We start from the raw sequence: 23,767 nt of genomic DNA, 5'->3' as shown, positions 1-23,767 counted from the left end.
TTGTCAGGTTTGAGACAGTTCCGACAAATTTCGCAGTTGCGAAAAGACGTAATCAAATTGTCATCCAAGCGTCACCAATGCGGGTTAGCTGATCTCTTCAAGCACATGAAATATACCGGACACGGAGTGTTCCGGGGATGGATGCCTTGATCCGGTATTGAGGCAAACCCTTCCGCATGTGCGCGGGTGAACAGTATTCAAGTAAGGGAAAACCATGAATACGATATGGAAAACCGGTCTTCTGACCGGTGTCAGCTTGAGCCTGGTGATGGGTTTTGCCCACGCCGATGACGCCGATACCACGCAGGACACGCGCCAGCTGGATACTGTGATCGTGCTGGGTCAGCAACAGACCTATGCGTCGAGCGAGTCGACAGAGTCGATGGCACTGCAACAGTCGCCGGTGACGAGCATTCTCGCGCAAATCGACAACCTGCCCGGCGTGCAGGTTCAGGAAGGTGACGCATTCGGCTTTGACGACTGGTCAACCGGCGTGGCCGTTCGCGGGTTCCAGAACAATCTCGGTGAACAGCAGATCGGCATCACGGTTGACGGCATGCCGAACGGTGGATCGAACTATGGCGGCGGCGCGAAAGCCAACCGCTTCATCGACACGCAGAATGCCGGTGCCATCGAAGTGTCGCAGGGCACGGCTGACATTGCCTCGCGCTCGAATGACGCGCTTGGCGGCACGCTGAACTTCACCACGCAGAACCCGCTGGACGAACGCCGCGTGCGCGTGTCGACCTCGCTGGGAGACTTTGACGCGCAGCGTTTCTACGGCCGATATGACAGCGGCTTACTGGCCGACAACAAGACCCAGTTCTGGGTGTCCCTATCGACCCAGTCTGCCACCGACCATGTTACCGGCACGGCGGACAATACGCGCGATCATTTCGCCGCCAAGCTGCAGACCGAGCAGTTCGGCATCGACTGGACGAGCTATCTGTCGATTGATGATACGCTCGAAAACAACTACCAGCGCCTGTTCTCTCCGGCTGACTTTGCCGCCAATCCCAATTCGGACCAGCTGACGGGCGAATGGACAGGCATCCCCTATATCGACCAGCTATACCGCCAGGCCTGGGGCACGCTGCGCGAAAACTCGCTGTTCTATGTAAAGGGCGAAAAGGAATTGTTCGAGGGCGTGAACCTGGAAGCAGGCATCTACCGCCACGACAATGACGGCCGAGGCGACTGGGTGCCGCAATACGTGGTCAATGTCGGCCAGTTCGGCGCATCGACCGTTCCGCTGGTGACGTTTGTTGACCAGGCAGGCACGCCGCTGGAGCCGACGCCGGGCTGTGTTTCGTCGATCACCTATCCGTATGGCGGCGCTGGCCCTGAATATGACCCGGCCTGCTTCCCTGCCGGTTCGGTTGCGCTTCAGTCCTACCGCCACACGCACTACCAGAAAGAACGCACGGGCGCCTATGCCGACCTCGACTGGACCACGCAGATCGGCAGCGGCATCGAGAACACGGTGCGCGGCGGCCTGTGGTATGAAGACACGACCCGCTACGAATATCGCGACTGGCACCAGCTCAACGATACGCGCATCGGCCCTGACTATGATGCGACGGCCTACTGGGTCCAATATAGCCGCGAATTCCCGCAGACCACGTTCAAGTGGTATATTGAAGACGTGGTGGAAGTGTCCGACTTCACTTTCCGTCTTGGCATCAAGCAGTTCAGCAACGAGATCGAACGTGTCGACCTGTTTACGCCGGATGACCCGGCGCTGAACTTCAAGGTGTCGAGTGATTCCGATGTGCTGTTCTCTGGCGGTGCCGCCTGGACCCCAGGCGCCATACCGGGCGTTGAAATGTTCGCCGGCTATGCCGAGAATTTCAAGGCCATCCCGGACACGGTGCTGGAAGTCGTGGGCAGCAGCGGGGTTACCGGCCTGCCGGATCCTGAAACAGCCGAAAACGCTGAAATCGGTGTGCGTTATGTCAGCGACCGCCTGCGCGGGTCGGTTGTCTACTTCGACTCGACCTTCGAGAACCGCCTGTTCCCGGCGCCAACGGAATCGGTCGACGGTATCGACTATCTGGAATCGTCAAATGGCGGCTTCATCAATGGCGGCGGTATCGAGTCCAGCGGCCTTGAAGTGGCGGGTGAGTTCAATGCCACGGATAACTGGTCGTTCTTCGGATCGTACACATACAATGACGCGACCATCCTCGGCACGGGCGATACGGTCCTCGACGCAGCGGCAGGCATCTTTGCCGGCAACCAGGTTCCGGGCATTGCCGAGAACATGCTCGTGTTCAGTGCCGACTATACCGATGGCAACTTCTTTGCGGGCCTGTCGACGAAATGGGTGGATGACCGGTTCGTGAACCTGTCGAATACCTGGACCGCCGAGAGCTATTACGATGCCGACTTCTATGCCGGTGTCTCGGGCTCTGCCCTGTCGGACGACCTGTCGAACGTCGAGTTCCGCCTGAACGTGAACAATTTGTTCGACAATGACTGGCTGGCTGGCATCTCGGGCAATGGCGCCTGGATCTCGGCGCCGCGCACAGTCATGTTCACCGCGACGGCTGACTTCTAGACAGACCCCATCCGGAACAGGCGGGCCCGCGAAGGGTCCGCCTTTTTCGTTTTCAATTGCAATCCGTGGCCGCATTGTGTGGCCTGCCGAGGAGGCCGACATGCCGACACTTGACCGCCGACAGACCCTGGCCCTGATCACGGGCGGCACCCTGGCCGCGTGCGCCGCGCCGCAGACCGAGGCCGTTGCTCCCCCCGCCCTCTCGCCCGTCTTCGCCCACGGCGTCGCCAGCGGCGATCCACGCACGACAAGCGTGGTGTTGTGGACGCGGGTGACAACAGACCTGACCGAGCGGGCCGTAACCTGGGAGCTGGCGCGCGACGCGGCGTTCAGCAACATGGTGCAGCGCGGCGAAGCGGTCGCCAGCGCCGAGGCCGACCATACGGTGAAAGTGATCCCCGAAGGGCTGGAGCCCGGCGCGCAGTATTTCTACCGGTTCATCACCAATGGCGGAGTGTCGCCCACGGGGCGGACACGCACCCTGCCCGTTGGCGCGCTGGACCGTCTGGGCATTGCCCTGATTTCCTGTTCGAATTATCCGTTCGGCCATTTCAATGCCTATGACGCCATCGCCAAGGATGCAGACGTCGATTTTGTTCTGCATACGGGTGATTACATCTATGAATACGGCGCCGATGAATGGGGTCATGAGGAAGGCGCGGGCCTTGGCCGGGTGCATGCCCCCGCCAACGAGATCGTGACGCTGGCTGACTATCGCACGCGCCATGCCCAGTACAAGACCGATGCCGGATCACGCGCGATGCACGGCGCGCATCCCTTCATCGCGAGCTGGGACGACCATGAAAGCACGAACAATCCGTGGATGGATGGCGCCCAGAACCACCAGCCGGAGACTGAGGGCGACTGGGACGAACGGCGGGCCGCGTCGCTGCGGGCCTATTATGAATGGATGCCGATCCGCGAGCCGGAGCCGGGCTTCAGCCGCGCGGAATTCTGGCGGACCTATTCCTTCGGGAACCTGGCCACGCTGGTGACACTGGAAACCCGCCACTCAGGCCGGGGCGAGCAGGTTGACTATGCCGCCCATTCCGGCGCGATCACGTCGCTGGAGACACGCGACGCATTCATGCGCGACGTGATCGGCGACCCGAACCGCCGCATGCTCTCCGAGCGGATGGAATCGGCACTGTCCGATAGCCTGTCGGCCTCAGTAGCGGCTGGCCAGCCCTGGCGCCTGATCGGCAATCCGAGCCCGATTGCGCGGATGCTGGTGCCGGACGTGGCGGCCTACGGGATTGATCCTGCCAAGGCCCCGAAGGGCGAGGCCCCGGGCGAAGGCACGAACCTGTTCTGGAAGGCGCAGTGGAACCTGCCTTTCTATACAGACACTTGGGACGGCTATCCGGCGGCACGCGAATCCTTCTACGCGCTGAGCCGCGCGGCCGGTGCCGAGGACCTGTTATTCCTGACCGGCGACAGTCACAGTTTCTGGGCAAACCAGCTGTTCGACGACGAAGGCCGCCCGATGGGCCTGGAACTGGGCACGGCCGGCGTGACGTCGCCCGGCGATTTCGTCGATACCGGATGGGACGCCGAGACAGCCGAGGCGCTGGACCGTGTGTTCGAACAGGCGCTGGACGAGGTGCGCTGGACCGACAATATGCACCAGGGATATGTCCGCGTGGTGCTGACGCAGGCCCAGGCCGATGTGGCCTATGTGGCGGTCGATACCGTGCTGCTGCCAGACTACCGGACCGAGGTGATCCGGACAGAGACCGTGGTGAAGGACGGTAAAACCTTGCGTTTCATGTAGCCCTGTTGGGCCCAGTTGAAGCTGCGATGCGCTGAGAGCATTGCAGTTTCGGTTGCAGACGGTCCGATCCGGGGCGAGAGTGCGAGACATTTGGAAAAAATCGTTCCATAAAAGCCCCGACAGATGTTTCGTGGGGGAACGAGAGTGGGACGATTTCGATTCACAGCGCGTGGCGTGGCGGCATGAAGCTGCCCGCATTCCTGTCGCGCGTCCGGCTTCCGGGCGCTGCCAGGGCAAGTACGCCTGAACCGGTGATCGCGCCTGCGCCGGTGGAAGCGCCGCCTGCGCGCAGCCGCACCGAACGGCTGAGCCAGTGGCTGGCGCTTGGTGCCAATATCGGCGTGCTGCTTGGCCTGATCATCCTGATCGTGGAAGTGCGCCAGAATGCGGCCCTGTCCCGTGCGGCCATGGAGCAGCAGAAGAACGACTTCCTCGCCGAGATCGAACTCTATATCGCCAAGCCGGAAATTTCCGACGTCTGGATCAAGTCAATTCGGCACCCGGAAGACCTGACCGAGCCGGAAATGCGCACAATGGACGGCATTCTGGTCGCGCTGATGCTGCAATGGGACCATCGCTTCCAGATGGAGGTGGCGGGACTGGCGAGCCGGGAAGAGGCGCGTCAGCACGTGCTCAACACGGCCCCCTACTATTTCGGCAGCCGTTTTGCCAAGAACTGGTGGTCGCTGCAGGCCTCAGGCTGGGAAGGCACACCGATGATGGAAGTGGCCAGCCCCATTGTCGACGGAGTCGATGACACCTTCCTCGCCACCTATCTCGACAGCATGAGACTGCATCCCATCGAACCACCAATTGAAGCCGCGCCCTCAGAGCAGGATGCCACGCAATGATCCTGCGCCGTCTGACCAAGCATGTAAAAGAGCAGAACTGGTTCGCCGTTGCGCTCGACTTCGTCATTGTTGTCGTCGGCGTGTTCATCGGTATCCAGGTGTCGAACTGGAACGCAGCGCGGTCTGACCAGGCGCGCTCCCTGCAGTATCTTGAACGTATTTCGGCCGACCTCTCCGAGGACATTTCGACATACGACAACCGGGTTCAATTCTGGCAGCAGGTTTCTGACTATGGGCTGACGGTTCTTGATGAAGCCGATGCTGGCGGAACATCGCTCGGCGCCTGGGACTCGCTGCTGGCCTATTTTCAGGCAAGCCAGGTCGCAGAGTTCGAGCCTTCCAATTCGACATTCGAGGAACTGAAGAGCGCCGGCGAACTCGGCCTTGTCCGCGATGCGAAACTGCGCAGCGAACTTGCCCAGTATTACACCTATTCCGGAATTGAAAGCCTGCGTGAGCGCCCCCGCTATCGGGAACATGTACGCGGCGTCATCCCTGCCCGCATGCAGCTTTATATCTGGTCAGACTGTTACCAGACAGATGGTTCCATGCAGACGCTGAAAGCTTGTCCGTCACCAGCGCAACAGCCTGAAATCCAGGTTGTCATTGACCGGCTGCAATCAAGTGAAGCGCTCCACGAGGAATTGCGATACTGGATATCGTCGCTGAAGGTGGCGGGCCTCATCGTCACCGACCACACGCAAAACGCCAGAGATCTCCAGGCCGCGTTGACGGCGCAGATCGCCCTGCAGCGCGGGGATGCCCAATGATCCTCCGACGGCTGAGCAAGCATGTCCAAGACCAGAACTGGTTCGCCGTCGCGCTGGATTTTGTCATCGTGGTCGGCGTGTTGATCGGTTTGCAGGTGAATAGTTGGAATGTCTGGAGAGTAACTGGGAGCGGTCATGCTACTTGAACAAATCTATTTCTTGGCCGGGATAATCTCGTCGGTCGCGGTGATTGCATCCCTGATCTTTGTCGGGCTGCAGGTCCGCCACTCCGCCGCCCAGCAGCGCATCGCGACCGCCGTCGGTTACTATGACATTTTCCGGGATCACATGAATATCCTCAACGAGGCCGGAATGGTGGATCTCTTCCTGCGCGGGTTGGACTATACGCCGGACACTTTCGAACCGGCAGAAAGAACGCGGCTCAACGTATTCTACACAATGGTCACGCGCGGTTATCAGGTGATGCATTACCAGGCCGGAAAGAATGTGTTCGAGGCAGATTTCTGGCTTCATACGCAGAACCATTTCCGCGACCATCTGGCTTCGAAATACTATCAGGCCTTCTGGACAGCCAGGCGACACCATTTCCCACTCGATTTCCGGGATATGGTCGACCAGCTGATCGCCTCAGGGCCGACCGCGCCCCTTCTGGAAATGCAGTCATGAATATCGAACAAGGCGCCCCCACAGCAAAGATCGCCGGCGGCCTTGCTGTCGCGGCGCCCCTGACATGCCCCGCACCCCAGATTTATCAGAACGCGCCATGATCCTCCGCCGTATCGCCACCGCCTTCCGTAAGCAGGACTGGTTCACCGTCGCGGTGGAGACGCTGATCGTGGTGTTTGGCGTGTTCATGGGTCTGCAGGTCAATAACTGGAATGCGGCGCGAGTCGCAGGCAGTGATGCAGCGGACCTGTCGTCGCGGCTGCGCATTGAGGCAGAGGAAACGCGCGCCGATATCGCCGCATATCTTGCACTGAACGAATTGATCCTGACTGACGCGAAGCGTCTCGCTGTCCGGCTGGGTGAAAGCGAAACCTGTCTTACCATGGCTGATGAGACGAAGGCACTGATTCTGGGTATTGGGGACTTTCCGCCGCCCCGATTTTCGCTGTCATCGGCAAATGAGGCGCTGGAGACAGGGCGGCTTTCGCTGATCGGGTCGCCCGAAATCCGCGACAGTGTCCGCGAAATGGCAGACCAGATGGCGTTCATGGACAACCAGTGGCAGCGCTATGTCCGCGTCAAGCAGGAGACCGAGAAGGCCGCTTACACAGCGGCGGGCCTGCGCCTGATGACCGAGAGCGACCTGGAAGTCCGCCCCGGAACTGACGTCATCGCCGGGCTGGACCAGTACGAGATGACCACGCCGAACCGCATCTGCGGTAACACCGAAGTCATCGCGCTGGTCAGCAATGCGGCGCTCACCCAGCACCTCTACTCGATCTACGTTTCAGAGGTCGCCGACAGGCTCGACACCTATACAGCCGCTCTTTCCGGCACGAAGGCGCAACCATGATCCTCCGCCGCATCACCACCGCCTTCCGCAAGCAGGACTGGTTCACCGTCGCGGTGGAAACCCTGATCGTCGTGCTCGGCGTGTTTCTCGGTATCCAGCTTGGCAACTGGAACGAGGCGCAGGCGTTGAGGATGCAGGAGACAGAACTGCTTCAGGAGCTCCGGCAGGAAATTGAAACCTCGATCCGTGTCACGAACCAGAAGGCCGACGCCATCGGCCAGGTGGTGGGCGCGGGCAAGCGCTCGCTGGATTTCATGGCGAGCGACGGCGAGTGTGGCGCAGACTGCTGGCCCGTCCTGGTCGACTTCTTCCATGCCTCGCAGTGGCAACCCATAGACGTCAACCAGTCGACCTATAGCGAAATGCGCCGACAGGGCTTTCCGCGCGCGCGCGATGTCATCGACGCGGTGGAAGGGTATCTCTCGCAGAACGCGACGCTAACCAGCACGCAGGTGATGCCGGCCTACCGTTCCCGCGTGCGCCAGCTGATCCCTTTCGATGCACAGGCCCATTACTGGTCGAATTGCTACGACCTCAATGACGGCGCCGAAACCTATGTGCTGGATTGTCCAAAGGGGGTAAGTGACGAGGTGGCGGCGGAGACAGTCTCAAAAATTGCCGGTAATCCCGACATTGAGCTCCTTCTCACAGAGTGGGCCGGGCTGATGTATTCCACGCCTTCAGACCTCGCCGAACAGAATGAAGCCGCAAGGCGCGCGATCGCCGTCATTGACGCGGAACTGGAGCAACGTCGATGATCCTGCGCCGCTTGACCCAGCACGTGAAGGACCAGAACTGGTTCGCGGTGGGCCTCGATTTCGTCATTGTGGTGACGGGTGTGTTCATCGGCCTGCAGGCCTCCAACTGGAACGACAATCGTGAAAAGCGCCAGCGCGCGGCCGTGTTCAGCGAGCGCCTGACGCAGGACCTGCGCTATGAAGCCTGGGCCTATGAATACCTGATCGCCTACAATCGGGACGCCCGCGCCGGAGCGAAGGCTGCGATCGACGCGCTGTCCGGCACGGGGCCGCTCAATGACGAGCAATTCCTGGTCGATGCCTATCGCGCGACCCAGTACAAATACATGGACCGGAACCGCGCGACTTTTGACGAGCTGATTTCGACCGGCGACATCAGCCTGATCGCCAGTGATGAGCTTCGGGCGACGGCCATCTCGATCTACACGACGACGCTGATCGATGTGATTGCCGACGAAGGGCGTGAGGCACCCATTAGGACGCTGTTCCGGCGGCGTGTGCCAGCCGATGTCCAACAGGCCCTGCTTGAAAAGTGCGGCGACCGGTTCGCGCCGACCGGCGACTATGACGCAATCACCGGCTCACTGGCCTATCCGTGCGAGCTTCGGCTTGCGCCGGATGCCATCGCCGCTGCCGTCACGCTGTTGCGCTCGGACGCCGGACTTGTGGAAGCGCTGCAAATTCGCTTCGCCGACCTGGAAACCGCAATCACCGATCTTGAAACCGTCAATGCGGAGACGCTAAAAAGTCTCCGCACCATCGCAGGCAGAAACCCATGATCCTTCGCCGTATCGCCACAGCGTTTCGCAAGCAGGACTGGTTCACCGTCGCGGTGGAAACCCTGATCGTGGTGTTCGGCGTGCTTATCGGTCTGCAGGTCAATAACTGGAACCAGGAGCGGATTGAGCGAAACAGCGAGCATGTCATGCTTTTGCGCCTTCAGGAGGAAGCCCGCTCACTTCTGGATATGCAGAAAGGAGAGCTGGCGGCACAACGCCCTCGCCTTGAGATACTCAAAAACGCTCATCCCGTTATGTTCTCGCTGGCACCATCACGGCCACTGACCAGTGATGAGTGCTGGGCCCTGGTCGTCTCACACTGGCTGCCATCGCCCACCGAAGAATTGTCGAGCCTTGATGAGCTCATTGCATCCGGCCGCTTTGATTTGATTTCCAATCGGTCCGTGAAGGAGGCCCTTCGGGACTATGCGGTGGTAAAGGAACGCTCTCGTGGTGCGCGGGCCGAAGCGGTCAGCGAACTCTTCCGGCTTCACAGCCGCCATCCGGACGCCGTCCAGCTCGAAGTGGGGCATGCCGACGACACAGACTACTTTCCCTCAGCTGCGAACACTGACGGCGAAGGCATGGTGTGGCGATATCTCTGCGACATCAGCAAAATTCGCGGGAACAAAGGCTTCCTCAGCGAATACAGCGACAATATTGCGCGATTGAATTCATATCTCAAACGCTACGAAGACCGCATCATCGTCCTGACGGAATTGGATGCTGAACTGACGAAGGAATTGGGCACGTCACACTCGCGGCGCAAACGCGAAACCGCGCCATGATCCTCCAGCGCCTCGCCACCTCCATCCGCGAGCAGGACTGGTTCACCGTCGCGGTGGAGACGCTGATCGTGGTGTTCGGCGTGTTCATCGGTCTACAGGTCAACAACTGGAACGCCGCAAGCCAGGATCGGGCTCAGTTATGGCATCGCGGAACAGATCGTCCGCGGGCACGCCGTGCTCGAAGAAATCGAGAAGGTCCGCGAATAATCCTGCGCCGCATCTCCAGGAGACGGTTCCGGACGAGAATGAATTTCCAGATCGGAGGCTGACTCTTTGTGCGAGCAGGGTAAGGTCGGCCTCAAACATTTGCCTTCTCGTGCACAGAACAAGGACAATCCCAATGAATTTCAGGCTTTCGCTCATCGTATCGGCAGCAATGCTGGCCGCCGCACCACAGGCCATCGCGCAGGACCGCACGGCATTCGAACAGCAGGCGCGGGAAATCTATCGCAATGTGGTGGAGATTCGCTCGGCCCGCGGGCATGAAAAGGTGCCCGAAGTGGTCGATTATATTGTCGGCGAGCTGAAGGCAGCCGGTTTCGCCGGCGAAGATATCCAGATCACCGACTATGATGCAACCGGCGAGGCAACGCAGGGACTGATCGTCTGGTACCGCGCAGAAGGTGAGCCAAGCGAGGCCCCGATCGTGCTGCTGGCGCATATGGATGTGGTCGATGCGCTGGCCGAGGACTGGGTACGTGATCCCTACAAGCTGACAGAAGAAGAGGGCTATTTCTTCGGGCGCGGCACAGCGGACAACAAGTATGGCGTAACCAGCCTGGTGGCGACCTTTATCCGCCTCAAGGAAGAAGGCTTCGTGCCGTCGCGTGATCTTGTCATGGTGCTGTCGGGCGATGAGGAGACGGGCATGGTGTCGACCCGCGCGCAGGCGAATTATGTGCATGAGACCATCAAACCGGCCTTCATCCTGAACGCCGATGCGGGCGGGTTGTCGCTCGGCCCGGATGGTGAGCCGCTGATCTATGGCGTTCAGGGCGCCGAGAAGACCTATGCGACCTTCGAGCTGACCGTGACAAATCCAGGCGGACATTCGTCTGCTCCGCGCAAGGACAACGCGATCTATGAGCTTGCCGATGCGCTGAAGAATATCCAGGCGTACAAGTTCCCGGTTCGCTCAAGCGAGCTGACACGCGCTTCGCTTGAAGCGGGCGGGCGTCAGCGGCTCGACAAGCTCGGCAATGCAATGCGCGCCTTCGCTGCTGACCCGACAGACGAAAACGCGATCGAGATTCTACGGGATGATCCGTCCACGGTGGGAACGATCGGAACAACCTGTATCGCGACCATGCTGCGCGGCGGCCATGCCGAGAACGCATTGCCACAATCTGCGACCGCGACAGTGAACTGCCGCATCTTCCCGGGTGTCGGCATTGAGGCGACCGAACAGACGCTGAAGGACGTCGTTGCCAATGAGGATGTGAAGTTCAAGCTGATCTCGGACCTGGTCGAGAGCCCCGAGTCGGGCCTGCGCGAGGACGTGCTTGGGGCGCTGAATGCAGCGCTTGAGGAGCGGGGTGTCGACGTGCCGGTGGTGCCGCACATGTCATCGGGCGGCACGGACGGGATGCATTACCGCAACCTCGGCTATGACACGTATGGTGTCGGCGGATCGGCGGCCAAGCCGAACGACACATATGCGCACGGCCTGAATGAGCGCCTGCCTGTGGACAGCTTTTATGACGGGCTTGATCATTTCCATGTCATGCTGAAAGAGCTGGCCGGACCGGATGAATAGGCTGGGCTGACCCGACCGGGACTTTTCAATCCGCCACGTCCCCCCTAAAACCGCGCCTTCGAGGAGCGTGAATGGTGGGGTAGCGCATTGAAATGACGGGTGATGTGCGCACGCGCGGGCGTGCGCCATCACTCTGTCCCCCTCGCAGCGGCCGCCCCTTATTCAGATTCAGCCTTGAGCTTTGCGAGTGCGGCTTTCAGCTTTTCCAGCGTACGGGCGCGGTGGGCCGCTTCGCGTTCGCCTTCCGCTTCCATGTGGGCGATGGCCTTTTCGAGTGCGGCGGCCTTGTTTTCAGGTTTGGCCTCGTCGCCCGTCAGGCAGATGACACTGACCTCGACTTCGCTGCCATCTTCGCTCTCATCGCGGAACTCGTATTTCACGGGGCCGTCTTCCCCTTCGCCGGCGGAACAATCAGCGACATGGGTTGTGTGCTTGCCGTGTTCCATGACACGGACGATGGTTTTCTCTCCGTGCTTGCTGTGGACATTGACCTCTGTGTCTTCATCCAGGGACACTTTGTGCATCTTCTTGACGATGACACGATGAGGCTGTTTTTCGCTGTCGGCGGTCTCGGCAAGCGTCTCGGCCGCTTCGGCTTCGGCCACAGGCTCGCTTGCGCAGGCCGTGGTGGCAACAGGCAGCGCAAGGGCCGTGGCGATCAGGATGGCTGGCAGTGATACACGCAACATGGGCGTCTCCTCCGTTTATGACTACACATGTAGTCTAACGAAAGGGACGCCCTGTCAAGCGGGGGCCGGTCTGGCCTAGAGCAGGTCTCCGCCTGCGGCCGCGGCCGTGGTACCATCCTTCTTGTAGGCGCGGATGACGTTCTTGCCGGTGATCCACTTGTGCACTTCGTCCGGCCCGTCGACGAGACGCTGGGAGCGGATATGAGTGTACCAGGCGGCCAGCGGCGTATCCAGGCTGTAGCCAAGCGCGCCGTGGAGCTGGATGGCGGTGTCGACGACCTTGTGCACCATGTTGGCGAGGAAGACCTTGGCGATGCCGTTCTCCTGGCGCAGGTCCATGCCGTTCTCGGCCTTGTAGGCGATGTGCATGAGCATGAGGCGGGCGATGTAAAGCTCGCTGGCACATTCAGCGAGCATGAACTGGACGCCCTGGCGGTCTTCGAGGCCCTTGCCGAACGTGGTGCGCTTGGTGACATGTTCGGTTGCCAGGTCGAGCGCGCGCTGGGCCATGGCGACATTGTGCATGCCGTGGCGCAGGCGGCCATAGGCGAGCCGGTGCTGGCCCATGGAGAAGCCGCCGCCTTCGCCGCCGAGCAGGTTTTCCTCCGGCACGATGAGGTTGTCGATTCGCACCTCGGAATGGCCGCCGCCCATTTCTTCATAATGTGCGCCGTGTACCGCCATTGTCGGGATGTCGCGGACGATCTGGTAGCCGGGGTTTGGCAGCTCGACGATGAAGGTCGAGAATTGCTGGTGGCGCGGGGCGTCGGGATTGGTCTTGGCCATGACGACGGCAATGTCGGCGGCGCTGGCGGCGCTGGAGAACCATTTCTCGCCATTCAGAACATAGTTGCCCTTGCCGTCTTTGACGGCAGTGGTCTGCATGCCGGTGGCATCGGCGCCAGCGGCTTTCTCGGTCATCGAATAGCAGATGCGCTTGTCGCCATTGAACAGGGGCTTGAGGTATCTCTCTTTCTGGAAGTCCGTACCGTGGGCGAGCAGCGTGAGCATGGTCGCGTCATCGGGGCCTTGCGAGTTCATCGAGAGGGCGCCGAGATGGCTCTGGCCGAGCTCCATCTGCACGAGGGCGTTGGCGAGGGGGCCGAGCCCCATGCCGCCATGTTCGACGGGGATGAAGGGCAGCCAGAGACCCTGAGCGCGGGCCTTCTTGCGCAGTTCGGCCAATACGGTCTTGTAGGCCTTGCCGGCGGCCATTTCCTTTTCGGCGGGGATGCATTCGTCCTGCACCCACTGGCGCACGCGCTCGCGGACTTCCTTGGCGTCGTCCGGAATGGTGAAATCGATGGCCATTTTGTTTTCTCCCTTTTCTGTTCCCAGCAAGCTATGCCCGAAACCGGCGCTTGCCCATGGGTGCCGCGTGGTCAGGCGTTCCCTGTCGGCCGGGGCGGGTCTACAAATCCTGCAAAACAGCACCCCGAGGAGAGAAACCCATGCAGATCAGCAAAACCACACCGCTCGTTGTCACCGGCGGCGCATCCGGCCTGGGACAGGCCACCGCCGAAGCCTTTGCCAAGGCGGGCGCACCTGTCGCCATCTTCGACATCAATGAGGAAAAGGGCGAGGCCGTTGCCAAGGCGATTGGCGGCCTGTTCTGCAAGGTGAACATACTGGACGAGCAATCCGTTCTGGACGGGTTCGAGAAAGCCCGCGCGGCGCATGGGCAGGAGCGCGTGACCGTGCATTGCGCAATGACGGCCAAGGGCGGCAAGACGCTGCGCTTCGACAAGGAGAGCCACGCCTTCAAGCGCCTGCCGACGGAAGACTATGCATTCGGCGCGCAGGGTATTTTGGTTTCGTCCTACCGGGTCGCCTCGATCTCGGCCCTTGGCATGGCGAATGCCGAGCCGATCACCGAGGATGGCGAGCGTGGCGTGATTACGCTGACGGCATCGGTTGCTGCGATGGACGCGCAGATTGGACAGGTGGTCTATGGCTCGTGCAAGGCCGGTGTGAACGGGCTGGTCCTGCCGCTGGCGCGCGACCTGATGGATCTTGGCATCCGCGTGAACTCGATCATGCCGGGCATCTTTGCCACGCCCCTGATGCTGGGCGCGCCGCAGAAAGTGCTCGACAGTCTTGCCGCCTCGGTGCCCTTCCCCAAGCGTCTCGGCAAGCCGGAAGAGTTTGCCTCGCTGGCGATGGAATTTGCGCGGAACGGCTATTTCAACGGCCAGACGATCCGGCTGGACGGCGCGATCCGGATGGCGCCGCGCTGACCTGACGGGCGACGTCGCGTCCATCTACGTTTCAGGCTTTGCTGCCCTCGCGGCAAGGCCGTACAGTTCGCATGACATAATAACAATCAGGGAGACGACACGCAGTGGCCAAGGCTTTTGACTGGAATTTCGGGGATATGCTGGATGCGCTGGGCGAGGTGCTGGGCAAGGATTCCCCGGCCCTGATCCATGGTGACCGTGTGGTTTCCTGGCCGGAGATGACCGCCCGGTCGAACCGGCTGGCGCGGAACCTGCGTGAAATGGGCGCCAAGACCGGCGACAAAGCCGGTTTCTACCTGCGCAACCAGCCGGAATACATGGAGGCGCTGGCCGCCTGTTTCAAAGGCCGCCTGACGCATGTGAACGTCAATTACCGCTATCTGGATGACGAGCTGGTCTACATTTTCGACAATTCGGATGCGACGGTCGTGTTCTATGACGTGGAATTCATCGAGCAGGTGGAGCGTGTGCGCAGCCGCTTGCCCGGTGTGATCGCATGGGTGCAGATTGGCGGCGACAGCGTGCCGGACTTTGCCGTGGCGTATGAAGACCTTGCCAGCGAGGGCGATGCCTCGCCGCTGGGCATTGAACGGTCTGGCGACGACCTGCTGTTCCTCTATACGGGCGGGACAACCGGCATGCCGAAAGGCGTGATGTGGTCTCATGGCATCTGGCGGCAGGCAGGTATGGACGGCGTGGCCAAGGCGGGTGGCGTGGTGCCAAAGGACCTCGCCGAACATGTGGCCAATGCGCTGGAACTGGGCCGCCATGCGCGGATCATTCCCGCCTGCCCGCTGATGCACGGCACCGGCCTTTTCACGGCCATGGGCGTGATGCTGAATGGCGGCGCGATCGTGACCCTGACCGAGAACAGGAATTTCAGCCCGCAGAACCTGTGGGAGACGGTCGAGCGCAATGGCGTGACCAATATGGCGATTGTCGGTGATGCGTTCGGTAAGCCGATGCTGAAGGAACTGGAAGACAATCCGGGCAAGTATGACCTGTCGACGGTCGTGGCCATCGTATCGTCCGGCGTGATGTGGTCTGTCGAGATCAAGCGCGGCCTGCTGAAGCACATGCCGCAGGCGGCGATGATGGACAGTTTCGGCGCGTCGGAAGCGGTTGGCTTTGGATCATCGGCTATGACGGCGGACGGTGAGGTGAAGACGTCGAAATTCGAGCTGGGGCCGAACTGCAAAGTGTTCAGCGAGGACTATCGCGAGATACAGCCGGGCAGCGGCGAAGCGGGATTCGTGGCACGCGGCGGCGCGGTGCCGCTCGGCTATTACAAGGATCCGGAGAAGACAGCCAAGACATTCCCGACGATCAATGGTGTGCGCTATTCCATTCCGGGTGACTGGTGCACTGTGGAAGCCGACGGCTCGATGACCCTGCTGGGGCGCGGGTCCAACTGTATCAATACGGCCGGTGAAAAGGTCTATCCCGAAGAGGTCGAAGAGGCGCTGAAGCTACATGATGCGGTGCGCGACGCGCTGGTGGTGGGCCTGCCGGATGACAAATGGGGTCAGGCGGTGACCGCCGTAGTGTCGCTGGACAGTGAGGTGAGCGAGGATGAATTGCGCGCCTTCGTGGCGACCAGGATTGCCCGGTTCAAATCGCCCAAGCGCATCTTCTTCAAGCCGGACCTTGGCCGGGCGGTGAACGGCAAGGCGGACTACAAGACGATCAAGGCTTTTGCCGAAGAACAGGCCGGGAAAGGCTGATCACCGGCTTGGCGCCGCCACGCGGAATGCGCTACAGGCAGGCATGACTGACACGCCAAAACCGAATGGGCCGCTGCATGGCCTGAAGGTCGTCGAGATGGGGCAACTCATCGCGGGGCCTTTCTGCGGCCAGCTGCTGGGCGACATGGGCGCCGAAGTGGTGAAACTGGAGCCGCCTGGCAAGGGCGACCCGATGCGCGAATGGGGACAGGGCGACAAGCCCGCCTGGTGGCGCGTGATTGGCCGCAACAAGTATTCGGTAGCGGTGGACCTGCGCACGGAAGATGGCCAGCAGCTGGCCCGCGACCTGATTGGCAAGGCCGATGTATTGATCGAGAATTTCCGGCCCGGCGCGCTGGAGAAGTGGCACCTAGATCCGGCGGAATTGCGCAAGGCCCATCCGGGGCTGATCGTGGCGCGCATGTCGGGCTATGGCCAGACGGGGCCGTATGCGAGCCGGCCGGGATTTGGACTGATCGGCGAAGGCTTTGGCGGCCTGCGCGGGATTGTCGGCGAACCGGACAGGATGCCATCGCGGGTGGGGATTTCGATCGGAGATTCGCTGGCGGCAACTTATGGCTGCATGGGCATTCTGGCCGCGCTGCACCACCGGGACAAGACGGGCGACGGGCAGGTCATCGACGTGGCGCTGTATGAAAGCGTGCTGCAGGTAATGGAAAGCTATGTTGCGGACTATTCGACATCCGGCCACAAGCGCCAGCGGACCGGGGCGATCCTGCCAAAGATCGCACCATCGAATGTCTATCCGTGTCAGGATGGTGACTTTCTGATCGGCGGCAACCAGGACCCGATCTTCAAACGCCTGTGCGACGCGATGGAACGGCCGGAACTGGCGGACGACCCGCGCTATGCAACGCATCTGGCGCGAGGGGAAAACCAGGCCGAACTGGACGATATCATCGCTGACTGGACGCGCACGCTGACGGTTGCGGAACTGGAAGCGCTACTGCTGGCGCATGCGGTGCCATCCGGCAAGGTGTACGATGCCGAGGACATGCTGGCAGACCCGCACTATGCGGCGCGCGAGTCTGTCGTGACGCTGGATGATCCGGACCTTGGCCCGGTAACCATGCAGAACACGTTCCCGAAATTCTCCGCGACGCCGGGATCGATCCGCAAGCAGGCGCCGCGCAGTGTCGGCGAGGACACGGCCATGATCCTTGAGCGCTGGTTGGGGCGGCCTGCCTAGGCCGGAACGGGGGGACCGGGGAATTTTGCGGACGCGGCGATGACATCATCCGGCGTTTTCAGCATGGCCTGGTACATGTCGGGCGGGTAGACCATGTGCGGCTTGGCAGGATCATAGGGTGGCTGTGGCTCGTTGCCCTGCCCTGCATAGGGCGCGGGCGCCTTGTAGCCTTCCGCTTCTGCCGCCGAGATACCAGCCTTTTCGAGCACGGCCGGATCAATCCATTGTTTCGGATCAACTGTCGTGGCCGGCGCAGCCACTTCCAGCGTTAGCTGGTCTGGCCCGGCAAAATAGATCGAGTGGCAGAAGCCATGATCGAGTGGTCCGATGACATTGATCCCGTGACTGCGGATACGGTCTCGCATGGCAAGGAGGCTGTCGCGGTCATCCGCGCGGAAGGCGAGATGCTGCATCGTACCAGCGGCGCTGGGCAGCGCACCATTGCCCGAATGGGTGACGCCGAGTGAGACCGGGATCTTGTCGACATCCGGCAGCTGGACCACCGAGAAGAAGCTGTGATCGTTCATCTGCAGGAAGGCATGCAGGCCACCCGGGACGCCATGCATGTCGAATAGCGCAACAAGCGGAAAGTTCATCACCTCGGAAAAGAAGGCGATGTGCTTCTTGATGTCGGACGCCATGATAGCGATGTGATGAATGCCGCTCGGCTGCGGCCGGGACTGTTCACGCATGACTTGAACCTTTCCTGCTTTCCCCTGATCGTTCTTTCGGCAAGTATGCGCTGCATGAAAAACAAGGGCAAGGAAACACGCAGATGGCTATCGCAAGGGAACCCTACGGTTTTGTCCATGCCGACAGCGGACGGTTGAAGGAAACCTATGGTGGCCCGGCGGGACAGGTGTTCGTTGAGTGCATGCGCATCCGGCCAGAAGAGCGCGATGCCGATACAGTGATCATTTTCAGCCATCCGATAGGGGGTGGCAGCTTCCTGCCGCTGGTGACGTCGCTGGCCCATGCGGGCCATCATGTCATATATTGCAATCCGCGTTATCGCGGCAATGACACCGCGCTGATCATGGAGAAATGCGTGCTGGACCTCGGCGCGTGCATTGCCGATGCGAAGAAGCGGTTCGGGTATGAAAAGGTGGTGCTGGGCGGCTGGTCGGGCGGCGGGTCGCTGTCGCTGTTCTATCAGGACCAGGCCGAGAATCCGACGATTACCGAGACACCGGCGGGCGACCCGGCGGACCTTGCCGGCGCAGGCCTGATCCCCGCCGATGCCATATTGCTTCTGGCGGCGCATGTCAGCCGGTCGCACACGATGACCGAATGGATCGACCCGTCCATCCTGGACGAAGACAGGCCGTTCGAGCGGGACAGGGAGTTGAACATCTATGACCCTGCCTGCGCCAGCCAACCTCCGTACACACCCGAATTCGTTGCACGGTTCCGCGCGGCGCAAGTAGCGCGCAACCGGCGCATCACGGACCGCGTGCTGGCTCAGCTTGCCGAGATAACGGCCGGGCCTGATCCCGACGCAGAGCGGTGTTTCGTGGTGCAGGGTACGATGAGTGATGTGCGCTGGCTGGACCCGTTGCAGGACCCGTCCGACCGTACGCCGGGCACCTGCTACCTGGGCGACCCGAAGATTGCCAATGACGGGCCGGTGGGGCTTGGCCGGTTCACGACGCTGCGCTCGTGGCTGTCGCAGTGGAGCTATGACAGGAGCCGGGCCGACGGAACCGGCAACGCGTCGCGCATCACCTGCCCCGTCCTGGTGATCAGCAATTCGGCCGACCTCGCCTGCACGCCGAGCCATGCGCAGCGGCTGTTTGACGCTGTGGGATCGGAAGACAAGCAGATGGTGACAATCAGCGGCGCCGACCATTACTATATCGAACGGCCCGACCTGCTGCCGCAAGCCGTCAAGCAGGTATCGGACTGGACGGGTGCGCGGCGTCTGTTCCGGCAGCCGGCCGCCCCGGACATCTAGAGGAACAGCAGCGACCTGAGCGTATAGGCGACGGCGGCCACGACGAGCATCGAGATGAGCGCGATGCCGACAAACCACAGGACGCGTTTGATGAGCGGGCCTTCGGACTGGTTGTCCGGCAAGGGCTCGGTGGGGCGGAAGACGGGGTCAGGCATGGTAGCCGTCCCCCGGTTTTACCTTGCCCCAGAACAGGCGGTACACGAACGCCGTGTACATCAGGATGATGGGCAGCATGATGACCGCACCGACCAGCAGGAATGCGAGGGCATTGTCGCGGGCTGCCGCTTCCCAGAGCGTATATTCAAAGGGCACAATATAGGGATAAAGGCTGAGGCCAAGGCCAACATAACCGGACAGGAAAATACCGGCGGCCAGAAGGTAAGGCCGCCAGTCCGGTGCGCTTCCGGGGCCGGTCTTCATGGACAGGTCTCGCCAGAGCCAGGCGCAGAAGAACATGCCGGCCAGCGGCGCAGGCGACAGAGGCAACAGCTTGGCAAAGTCGACATGGGTCATGGAGAAGCCCCAGCGTTCGCCCACTGACGGGTCGATGGCGAGCGTGGCGAGGCTGACCGCGAGGAAGCCGACCGCCACCCCGGCCAGCGACAGGCGCGCCCATTTCCGGGCCCGCAGGAAGAGGTCGTCTTCCGTCTTGAGCACGAGCCAGCATGCCCCCAGCATCACATATCCGATCACGACGGCCAGCCCGACCAGCAGCGAGAATGGCGTCAGCCAGTCGAATGCCCCGCCAGCAAAGGCGCCGCCTTCAACCTTGATCCCCTGGATCATGCCGCCAAGCATGAGGCCCTGGGAAAAGGCTGCCGTGGCCGAGCCGCCGAAGAAGGCACCATTCCAGAACCTGCGCGTGGTGGTGCGCACGGCCTTGTGACGGAACTCGAACGCAACGCCGCGAAAGATCAGCGCCGCGAGCATGACCAGGACCGGAAGATAGAAGGCCGGCATGATGATCCCGTAGGCGGCCGGAAAGGCAGCGAACAGGCCGCCGCCGCCAATGATGAGCCATGTCTCGTTGCCGTCCCAGACCGGTTCTATCGTCGCGGTCATCATGTTGCGCTCCTCATCGGAGCGGGCAAGGAAGGTGAGCATGCCGACGCCGAGGTCGAAGCCGTCGAGCAGGACATACATCATGACGCCAATGGCGAGGATGAAGCCCCAGATCAGTGGAAGGTCGAGTGCCATCTGTTCTCTCCTAGTCCGCTGTTACAATGTCTTCGCCGGTCTCGGCAGGATCGTCCACGGCGCCAAGCGGTGAACCGGGCGCACGGCGCTCGCGTGCGGGCTTGCCCATGGGATCGTCGTCAAAGCCACGTGTCGCGATGCGCGCCATGTAGATCGTCCCGGCGGTAAAGATGATCGCATAGGTGACCATGAAGACGAGCAGTGAGGTTGCGACCTGCGCGGTGGAGACGGGCGAGACACTGTCGGCCGTGCGCAGGTAGCCATAGATCGTGTAGGGTTGGCGGCCAACTTCGGCGACGATCCATCCGGTGATCACGGCAATGAAGCCGAGCGCCCCACCGGGAACGGCGGCCCAGTGGAAGAGGCCCTTCTCGTCAAGTCGCCCGCGCCACCAGAGGAAACAGCCCCAGAGACCAAGTCCGAGCATGGCCATGCCAGCGGCAAACATGATGCGGAAACTGTAGAAGACCAGCCAGATCGGCGGCGTATCGGCCTTGTCGAAGGCATCGAGGCCTTTGAGGTCTTCCCCTTCAGGTGTGCCGGGAAAGAGGATCGGGCTGGTGCCGGGAATTGTGATGCCGTCCAGGCCGCAGGCATTGTCTGCGGGCCAGGCCAGCAGGACAGTTCCCTGCACCGGCGCGCTTTCGCACCAGCCTTCGGCGGCGGCAATCTTGGCGGGCTGGTGCTCATGCGCGACGAGGCCGGATTCATGGCCGACCATGATCTGGATCGGCATCAGGACGGCCAGCGTGCCGGCCGCCATACGGATCTGCCAGCGCGTTGGCGTGGTGATGCGGCCGCGAATGACCTGCCAGGCGCCTGCCGCAAGGACGACGGCGGCGGTGGTAATGTAGGCGGCGAGCAGCATGTGGGCCAGGCGCGACGGGAAGCTGGGATTGAAGATGACCTTGATCCAGTCGGTGGCGTAGAAATTGCCGGTCTCAGGATCGATGGCGAAGCCGTCCGGTGTCTGCATCCAGCTGTTCGCCGACAGGATCCAGAAGGCGGAAATCGTGGTGCCGATGGCGACGGCACAGGTGGCGACGAAATGGAGCTTGCGGCCGACCTTGTTCCAGCCGAACAGCATGACACCGAGGAAGGTCGCCTCAAGGAAGAAGGCTGTGAGGACTTCATAGCCGAGGAGCGGGCCGATGACGCTGCCGGCGATTTCGGAGAAGACGCTCCAATTGGTGCCGAACTGGTAACTCATCACGACGCCGGAGACGACGCCCATGGCGAAGGCGAGCGCGAAGATCTTCACCCAGTGAAGGTAAAGCCGCTTGAACGCCTCATGACCGGTTTTCAACCAAAGGCCTTCGCAGACGGCCAGGAACGTCGCGAGGCCGATCGTGAAGGCCGGAAACATGATGTGAAAGGCGATGACGAATGCGAACTGGATTCGCGAGAGCAGTAATGCGTCAAATTCCATCGGTGCAGTGCCCCCTGGATGTTTTTATCCCTGACGGATTAGCACAGTTCGTTTCGTTTTGCGCGTTTAGCGTTGTCGCGCGCCATCCTGCCTCATGTGGTGCGCCGCCGCAGCGAGCGGAACACGGCATCCGCGCGGGCCGCAATGTGACCGTCCGGCTTGATGAGTCTTGCGCGGACATGGACGAGGTCTCCGTCAACGGCCGTCACTTCGGGATGCGCCTCCAGCCAGGTGCCTTCGGGCACGATGTCCATGAATTCGAGCGTCAGCTTGATGGTGACGGACATGCGGCCCGTCGCGCTCCAGACCGCCCAGGCGAGGGCACTGTCGGCGAAGGCCGAGATCATGCCGCCATGCAGGAAGCCCATCCCGTTGCAGTGACGGTCCAGCACCCACATGCCTGTCCGGATGTCGCCATCGGCAGTGGCGCGATAGGTAGGGCCATTGTGCAGGGTGAACTTGCCGCGCGACGGCGTTGGCGCGAAGCCCGCAGGTGGCGGATTCATGACGCGGTGCGGATCATCCGCCAAGGTTTCCGAGCACCTCATGCCGGACCGTGTCGCCAGGCTCTATTCCCAGCGCTTCGCTGCGCCCGCCATTCAGCTCAAGTACAGCCTTGACCGGCACGCCGGGACCGATCGTACGCAGCGAGCCCGGAACGGCATTGCGGGCAATTGCCAGCACTTTGCCGTCGGGCGCGATGAACAGCATGTCGAGCGGGATCAGCGTATCCTTCATCCACATGCTCGCCTGGCGCGGCTGGCCGAAATCGAACAGCATGCCAGCATTCGACGCCATGGATTCCCGGTTCATCATGCCCGTGCGGATCTCTTCCGGATCGTTTGCGAGTTCGACCGTGAACTTGTGGACTGAATCGCCCGTGTCGATTTCAAGCGGTCCGGTTTCCAGCTGCGCGAAAGCGCCCTGGACGAAGAAAAACGTGGCGGCGAAAAGGCTGGCGATCAAACGGGTCATGGGCGTTGGTTTAGCCGCGCATTCTGGGCTGGGCAAGCGATCTTGGCTGCAGAAAATGGGGTCTAACGCGGTTTGACCGACGTGACGTGATCGCCCTTGCAACCCGTCTCGATGACAACGTCCAGCCTTGTGCCTGGCTCGACATCATCATAGCCCGCCTTTTTCAGGTGGACCGCATGCACGAAGATATCCACTTCAAGGCCGTCGCGATGCACGAAGCCATAGCCGCGCGTACGGTTGAACCATTTGAGCGTCACGGGCGTGTAGTCAAACTCGACGCCCTTTTCGCGGGCAACCACGGCGCGGGGGCGTTCCATTTCGATGATATGTGCGGTCTGCCAGCTGCGGCCGCGATGGACAGCGTCGCAGACAATGCGCGCATCCTCGTCAGCATAGGCTTCGCCATAGTCACGCAGGCAGGAGACGTGCAGCATGACGTCACCTGTCAGCGAGGCGTCTGACGTGGATTCCGCCACAATGAATCCATAGCCCTTGGCGCTATCAAACCACTTCACGCGGCCAATAACACGCACCACGGGCTCAGCGCCCGGCATGTCTGATTCGGATTTTGCCACAGCTCTCGTCATCAACCCAAATTCCCCTAGGAGGTAACCTAAAATGTGAAGGCGCGCTTGTCACGCGATCTTCACAACAAAAGCTGATAAGTTCAGCATTCGCGGCATAAGACGTTGATTGCGGGAAGAAAACCGTGGCAGTCCCTAGGGGAGTCGAACCCCTCTTTTCAGGTTGAAAACCTGACGTCCTAACCGATAGACGAAGGGACCGCACCGGTTTTGAGAAAGGGCGATATAGCGGCTGTTTCAGGTGAGGGCAAC

24 protein-coding genes and 1 tRNA gene are annotated in these 23,767 nt (G+C 61.3%); 15 read left to right on the top strand and 10 right to left on the bottom strand.

Annotated elements, in window-relative coordinates; genetic code table 11:
• The first annotated feature begins 214 nt into the window (after nt 1-214).
• The 11 genes from ACQ66M_RS14970 (at nt 215) to ACQ66M_RS14920 (ending at nt 11,516) form a co-directional block, all read left to right on the top strand.
• Nucleotides 215-2,560 carry a TonB-dependent receptor domain-containing protein gene (locus ACQ66M_RS14970; protein WP_430404843.1) on the top strand — a complete coding sequence of 782 codons (2,346 nt, stop codon included), beginning with the start codon at nt 215-217 and terminating at the stop codon, nt 2,558-2,560.
• Between the two features lie 100 nt (nt 2,561-2,660).
• Nucleotides 2,661-4,334, top strand: a complete 1,674-nt coding sequence (locus tag ACQ66M_RS14965) for an alkaline phosphatase D family protein (protein WP_350171794.1) — start codon at nt 2,661-2,663, stop codon at nt 4,332-4,334.
• A gap of 182 nt (nt 4,335-4,516) precedes the next feature.
• Entirely contained in the window at nt 4,517-5,185 is a 669-nt protein-coding gene (locus tag ACQ66M_RS14960) for a hypothetical protein (RefSeq protein ID WP_430404841.1), read from the top strand.
• Nucleotides 5,182-5,955 carry a hypothetical protein gene (locus ACQ66M_RS14955; RefSeq protein ID WP_430404839.1) on the top strand — a complete coding sequence of 258 codons (774 nt, stop codon included), beginning with the start codon at nt 5,182-5,184 and terminating at the stop codon, nt 5,953-5,955. The genes ACQ66M_RS14960 and ACQ66M_RS14955 overlap by 4 nt, the downstream gene beginning before the upstream one ends.
• 135 nt (nt 5,956-6,090) lie before the next feature.
• Nucleotides 6,091-6,582, top strand: a complete 492-nt coding sequence (locus ACQ66M_RS14950) for a hypothetical protein (protein WP_430404837.1) — start codon at nt 6,091-6,093, stop codon at nt 6,580-6,582.
• Between the two features lie 64 nt (nt 6,583-6,646).
• Nucleotides 6,647-7,435: a hypothetical protein gene (locus ACQ66M_RS14945; protein WP_430404835.1), complete on the top strand. Its 789-nt coding sequence runs from the start codon at nt 6,647-6,649 to the stop codon at nt 7,433-7,435.
• Nucleotides 7,432-8,193 (top strand): hypothetical protein, encoded by a 762-nt coding sequence (locus tag ACQ66M_RS14940; RefSeq protein WP_430404833.1) that lies wholly within the window; start codon nt 7,432-7,434, stop codon nt 8,191-8,193. Before ACQ66M_RS14945 ends, ACQ66M_RS14940 begins: the two co-directional genes overlap by 4 nt.
• Complete coding sequence (locus tag ACQ66M_RS14935; RefSeq protein WP_430404831.1) at nt 8,190-8,972, top strand: hypothetical protein; 783 nt, start codon at nt 8,190-8,192, stop codon at nt 8,970-8,972. The genes ACQ66M_RS14940 and ACQ66M_RS14935 overlap by 4 nt, the downstream gene beginning before the upstream one ends.
• Nucleotides 8,973-9,025: 53 nt before the next feature.
• Nucleotides 9,026-9,760, top strand: a complete 735-nt coding sequence (locus ACQ66M_RS14930; RefSeq protein ID WP_430404829.1) for a hypothetical protein — start codon at nt 9,026-9,028, stop codon at nt 9,758-9,760.
• Nucleotides 9,757-10,029, top strand: a complete 273-nt coding sequence (locus tag ACQ66M_RS14925) for a hypothetical protein (protein ID WP_430404827.1) — start codon at nt 9,757-9,759, stop codon at nt 10,027-10,029. Before ACQ66M_RS14930 ends, ACQ66M_RS14925 begins: the two co-directional genes overlap by 4 nt.
• 71 nt (nt 10,030-10,100) lie before the next feature.
• The gene (locus ACQ66M_RS14920; RefSeq protein ID WP_350171778.1) at nt 10,101-11,516 is read left to right on the top strand and encodes a M20/M25/M40 family metallo-hydrolase; all 1,416 of its coding nucleotides are present in this window, start codon (nt 10,101-10,103) and stop codon (nt 11,514-11,516) included.
• 158 nt (nt 11,517-11,674) lie between these two features.
• Here ACQ66M_RS14920 and ACQ66M_RS14915 read toward each other — a convergent pair whose 3' ends face one another.
• Both ACQ66M_RS14915 and ACQ66M_RS14910 read right to left on the bottom strand, forming a co-directional pair.
• Nucleotides 11,675-12,205: a hypothetical protein gene (locus ACQ66M_RS14915; RefSeq protein WP_430404825.1), complete on the bottom strand. Its 531-nt coding sequence runs from the start codon at nt 12,203-12,205 to the stop codon at nt 11,675-11,677.
• Nucleotides 12,206-12,280: 75 nt separating this feature from the next.
• On the bottom strand, nt 12,281-13,516 hold the full coding sequence (locus tag ACQ66M_RS14910) for an acyl-CoA dehydrogenase family protein (protein ID WP_430404823.1): 1,236 nt from the start codon (nt 13,514-13,516) through the stop codon (nt 12,281-12,283).
• Between the two features lie 140 nt (nt 13,517-13,656).
• On the opposite strand from ACQ66M_RS14910, the gene ACQ66M_RS14905 reads away from it, so the two are divergent.
• The 3 genes from ACQ66M_RS14905 (at nt 13,657) to ACQ66M_RS14895 (ending at nt 17,376) form a co-directional block, all read left to right on the top strand.
• Complete coding sequence (locus ACQ66M_RS14905; RefSeq protein ID WP_430404821.1) at nt 13,657-14,442, top strand: SDR family oxidoreductase; 786 nt, start codon at nt 13,657-13,659, stop codon at nt 14,440-14,442.
• Between the two features lie 104 nt (nt 14,443-14,546).
• Complete coding sequence (locus ACQ66M_RS14900; protein ID WP_430404819.1) at nt 14,547-16,166, top strand: acyl-CoA synthetase; 1,620 nt, start codon at nt 14,547-14,549, stop codon at nt 16,164-16,166.
• A 43-nt stretch (nt 16,167-16,209) separates the two neighbouring features.
• A complete protein-coding gene (locus ACQ66M_RS14895) occupies nt 16,210-17,376 on the top strand; it encodes a CaiB/BaiF CoA transferase family protein (RefSeq protein ID WP_430404817.1) in 1,167 nt (388 codons plus the stop codon).
• On the opposite strand, the gene ACQ66M_RS14890 is transcribed toward ACQ66M_RS14895, so the two are convergent.
• The gene (locus ACQ66M_RS14890; protein WP_430404815.1) at nt 17,373-18,068 is read right to left on the bottom strand and encodes a VOC family protein; all 696 of its coding nucleotides are present in this window, start codon (nt 18,066-18,068) and stop codon (nt 17,373-17,375) included. The genes ACQ66M_RS14895 and ACQ66M_RS14890 overlap by 4 nt on opposite strands.
• 83 nt (nt 18,069-18,151) lie before the next feature.
• Between ACQ66M_RS14890 and ACQ66M_RS14885 the strand changes: the two genes are divergently transcribed.
• The gene (locus tag ACQ66M_RS14885; RefSeq protein ID WP_430404813.1) at nt 18,152-19,330 is read left to right on the top strand and encodes an alpha/beta hydrolase; all 1,179 of its coding nucleotides are present in this window, start codon (nt 18,152-18,154) and stop codon (nt 19,328-19,330) included.
• On the opposite strand, the gene ACQ66M_RS14880 is transcribed toward ACQ66M_RS14885, so the two are convergent.
• From ACQ66M_RS14880 to ACQ66M_RS14850, 7 genes are all read right to left on the bottom strand, one after another.
• The gene (locus tag ACQ66M_RS14880) at nt 19,327-19,485 is read right to left on the bottom strand and encodes a hypothetical protein (RefSeq protein ID WP_350171762.1); all 159 of its coding nucleotides are present in this window, start codon (nt 19,483-19,485) and stop codon (nt 19,327-19,329) included. The genes ACQ66M_RS14885 and ACQ66M_RS14880 overlap by 4 nt on opposite strands.
• The gene (cydB, locus tag ACQ66M_RS14875; protein WP_430404811.1) at nt 19,478-20,527 is read right to left on the bottom strand and encodes a cytochrome d ubiquinol oxidase subunit II; all 1,050 of its coding nucleotides are present in this window, start codon (nt 20,525-20,527) and stop codon (nt 19,478-19,480) included. Before cydB ends, ACQ66M_RS14880 begins: the two co-directional genes overlap by 8 nt.
• Nucleotides 20,528-20,537: 10 nt before the next feature.
• Entirely contained in the window at nt 20,538-21,956 is a 1,419-nt protein-coding gene (locus ACQ66M_RS14870; RefSeq protein ID WP_430404809.1) for a cytochrome ubiquinol oxidase subunit I, read from the bottom strand.
• A 92-nt stretch (nt 21,957-22,048) separates the two neighbouring features.
• A complete protein-coding gene (locus ACQ66M_RS14865; protein ID WP_350171756.1) occupies nt 22,049-22,462 on the bottom strand; it encodes a PaaI family thioesterase in 414 nt (137 codons plus the stop codon).
• Nucleotides 22,463-22,475: 13 nt separating this feature from the next.
• Nucleotides 22,476-22,931 (bottom strand): DUF192 domain-containing protein, encoded by a 456-nt coding sequence (locus ACQ66M_RS14860; protein ID WP_430404807.1) that lies wholly within the window; start codon nt 22,929-22,931, stop codon nt 22,476-22,478.
• A 62-nt stretch (nt 22,932-22,993) separates the two neighbouring features.
• Entirely contained in the window at nt 22,994-23,518 is a 525-nt protein-coding gene (locus ACQ66M_RS14855; protein ID WP_430404805.1) for a cold-shock protein, read from the bottom strand.
• A 123-nt stretch (nt 23,519-23,641) separates the two neighbouring features.
• Nucleotides 23,642-23,716, bottom strand: a tRNA-Glu gene (locus ACQ66M_RS14850).
• Between the last annotated feature and the right edge of the window lie 51 nt (nt 23,717-23,767).

It is taken from the genome of Hyphomonas sp., from assembly GCF_965284475.1.
In the GTDB taxonomy this organism is placed as follows: domain Bacteria; phylum Pseudomonadota; class Alphaproteobacteria; order Caulobacterales; family Hyphomonadaceae; genus Hyphomonas.
Note: the sequence above shows the minus strand (reverse complement) of the source record. Positions and strands in the feature narration are given on the sequence as shown.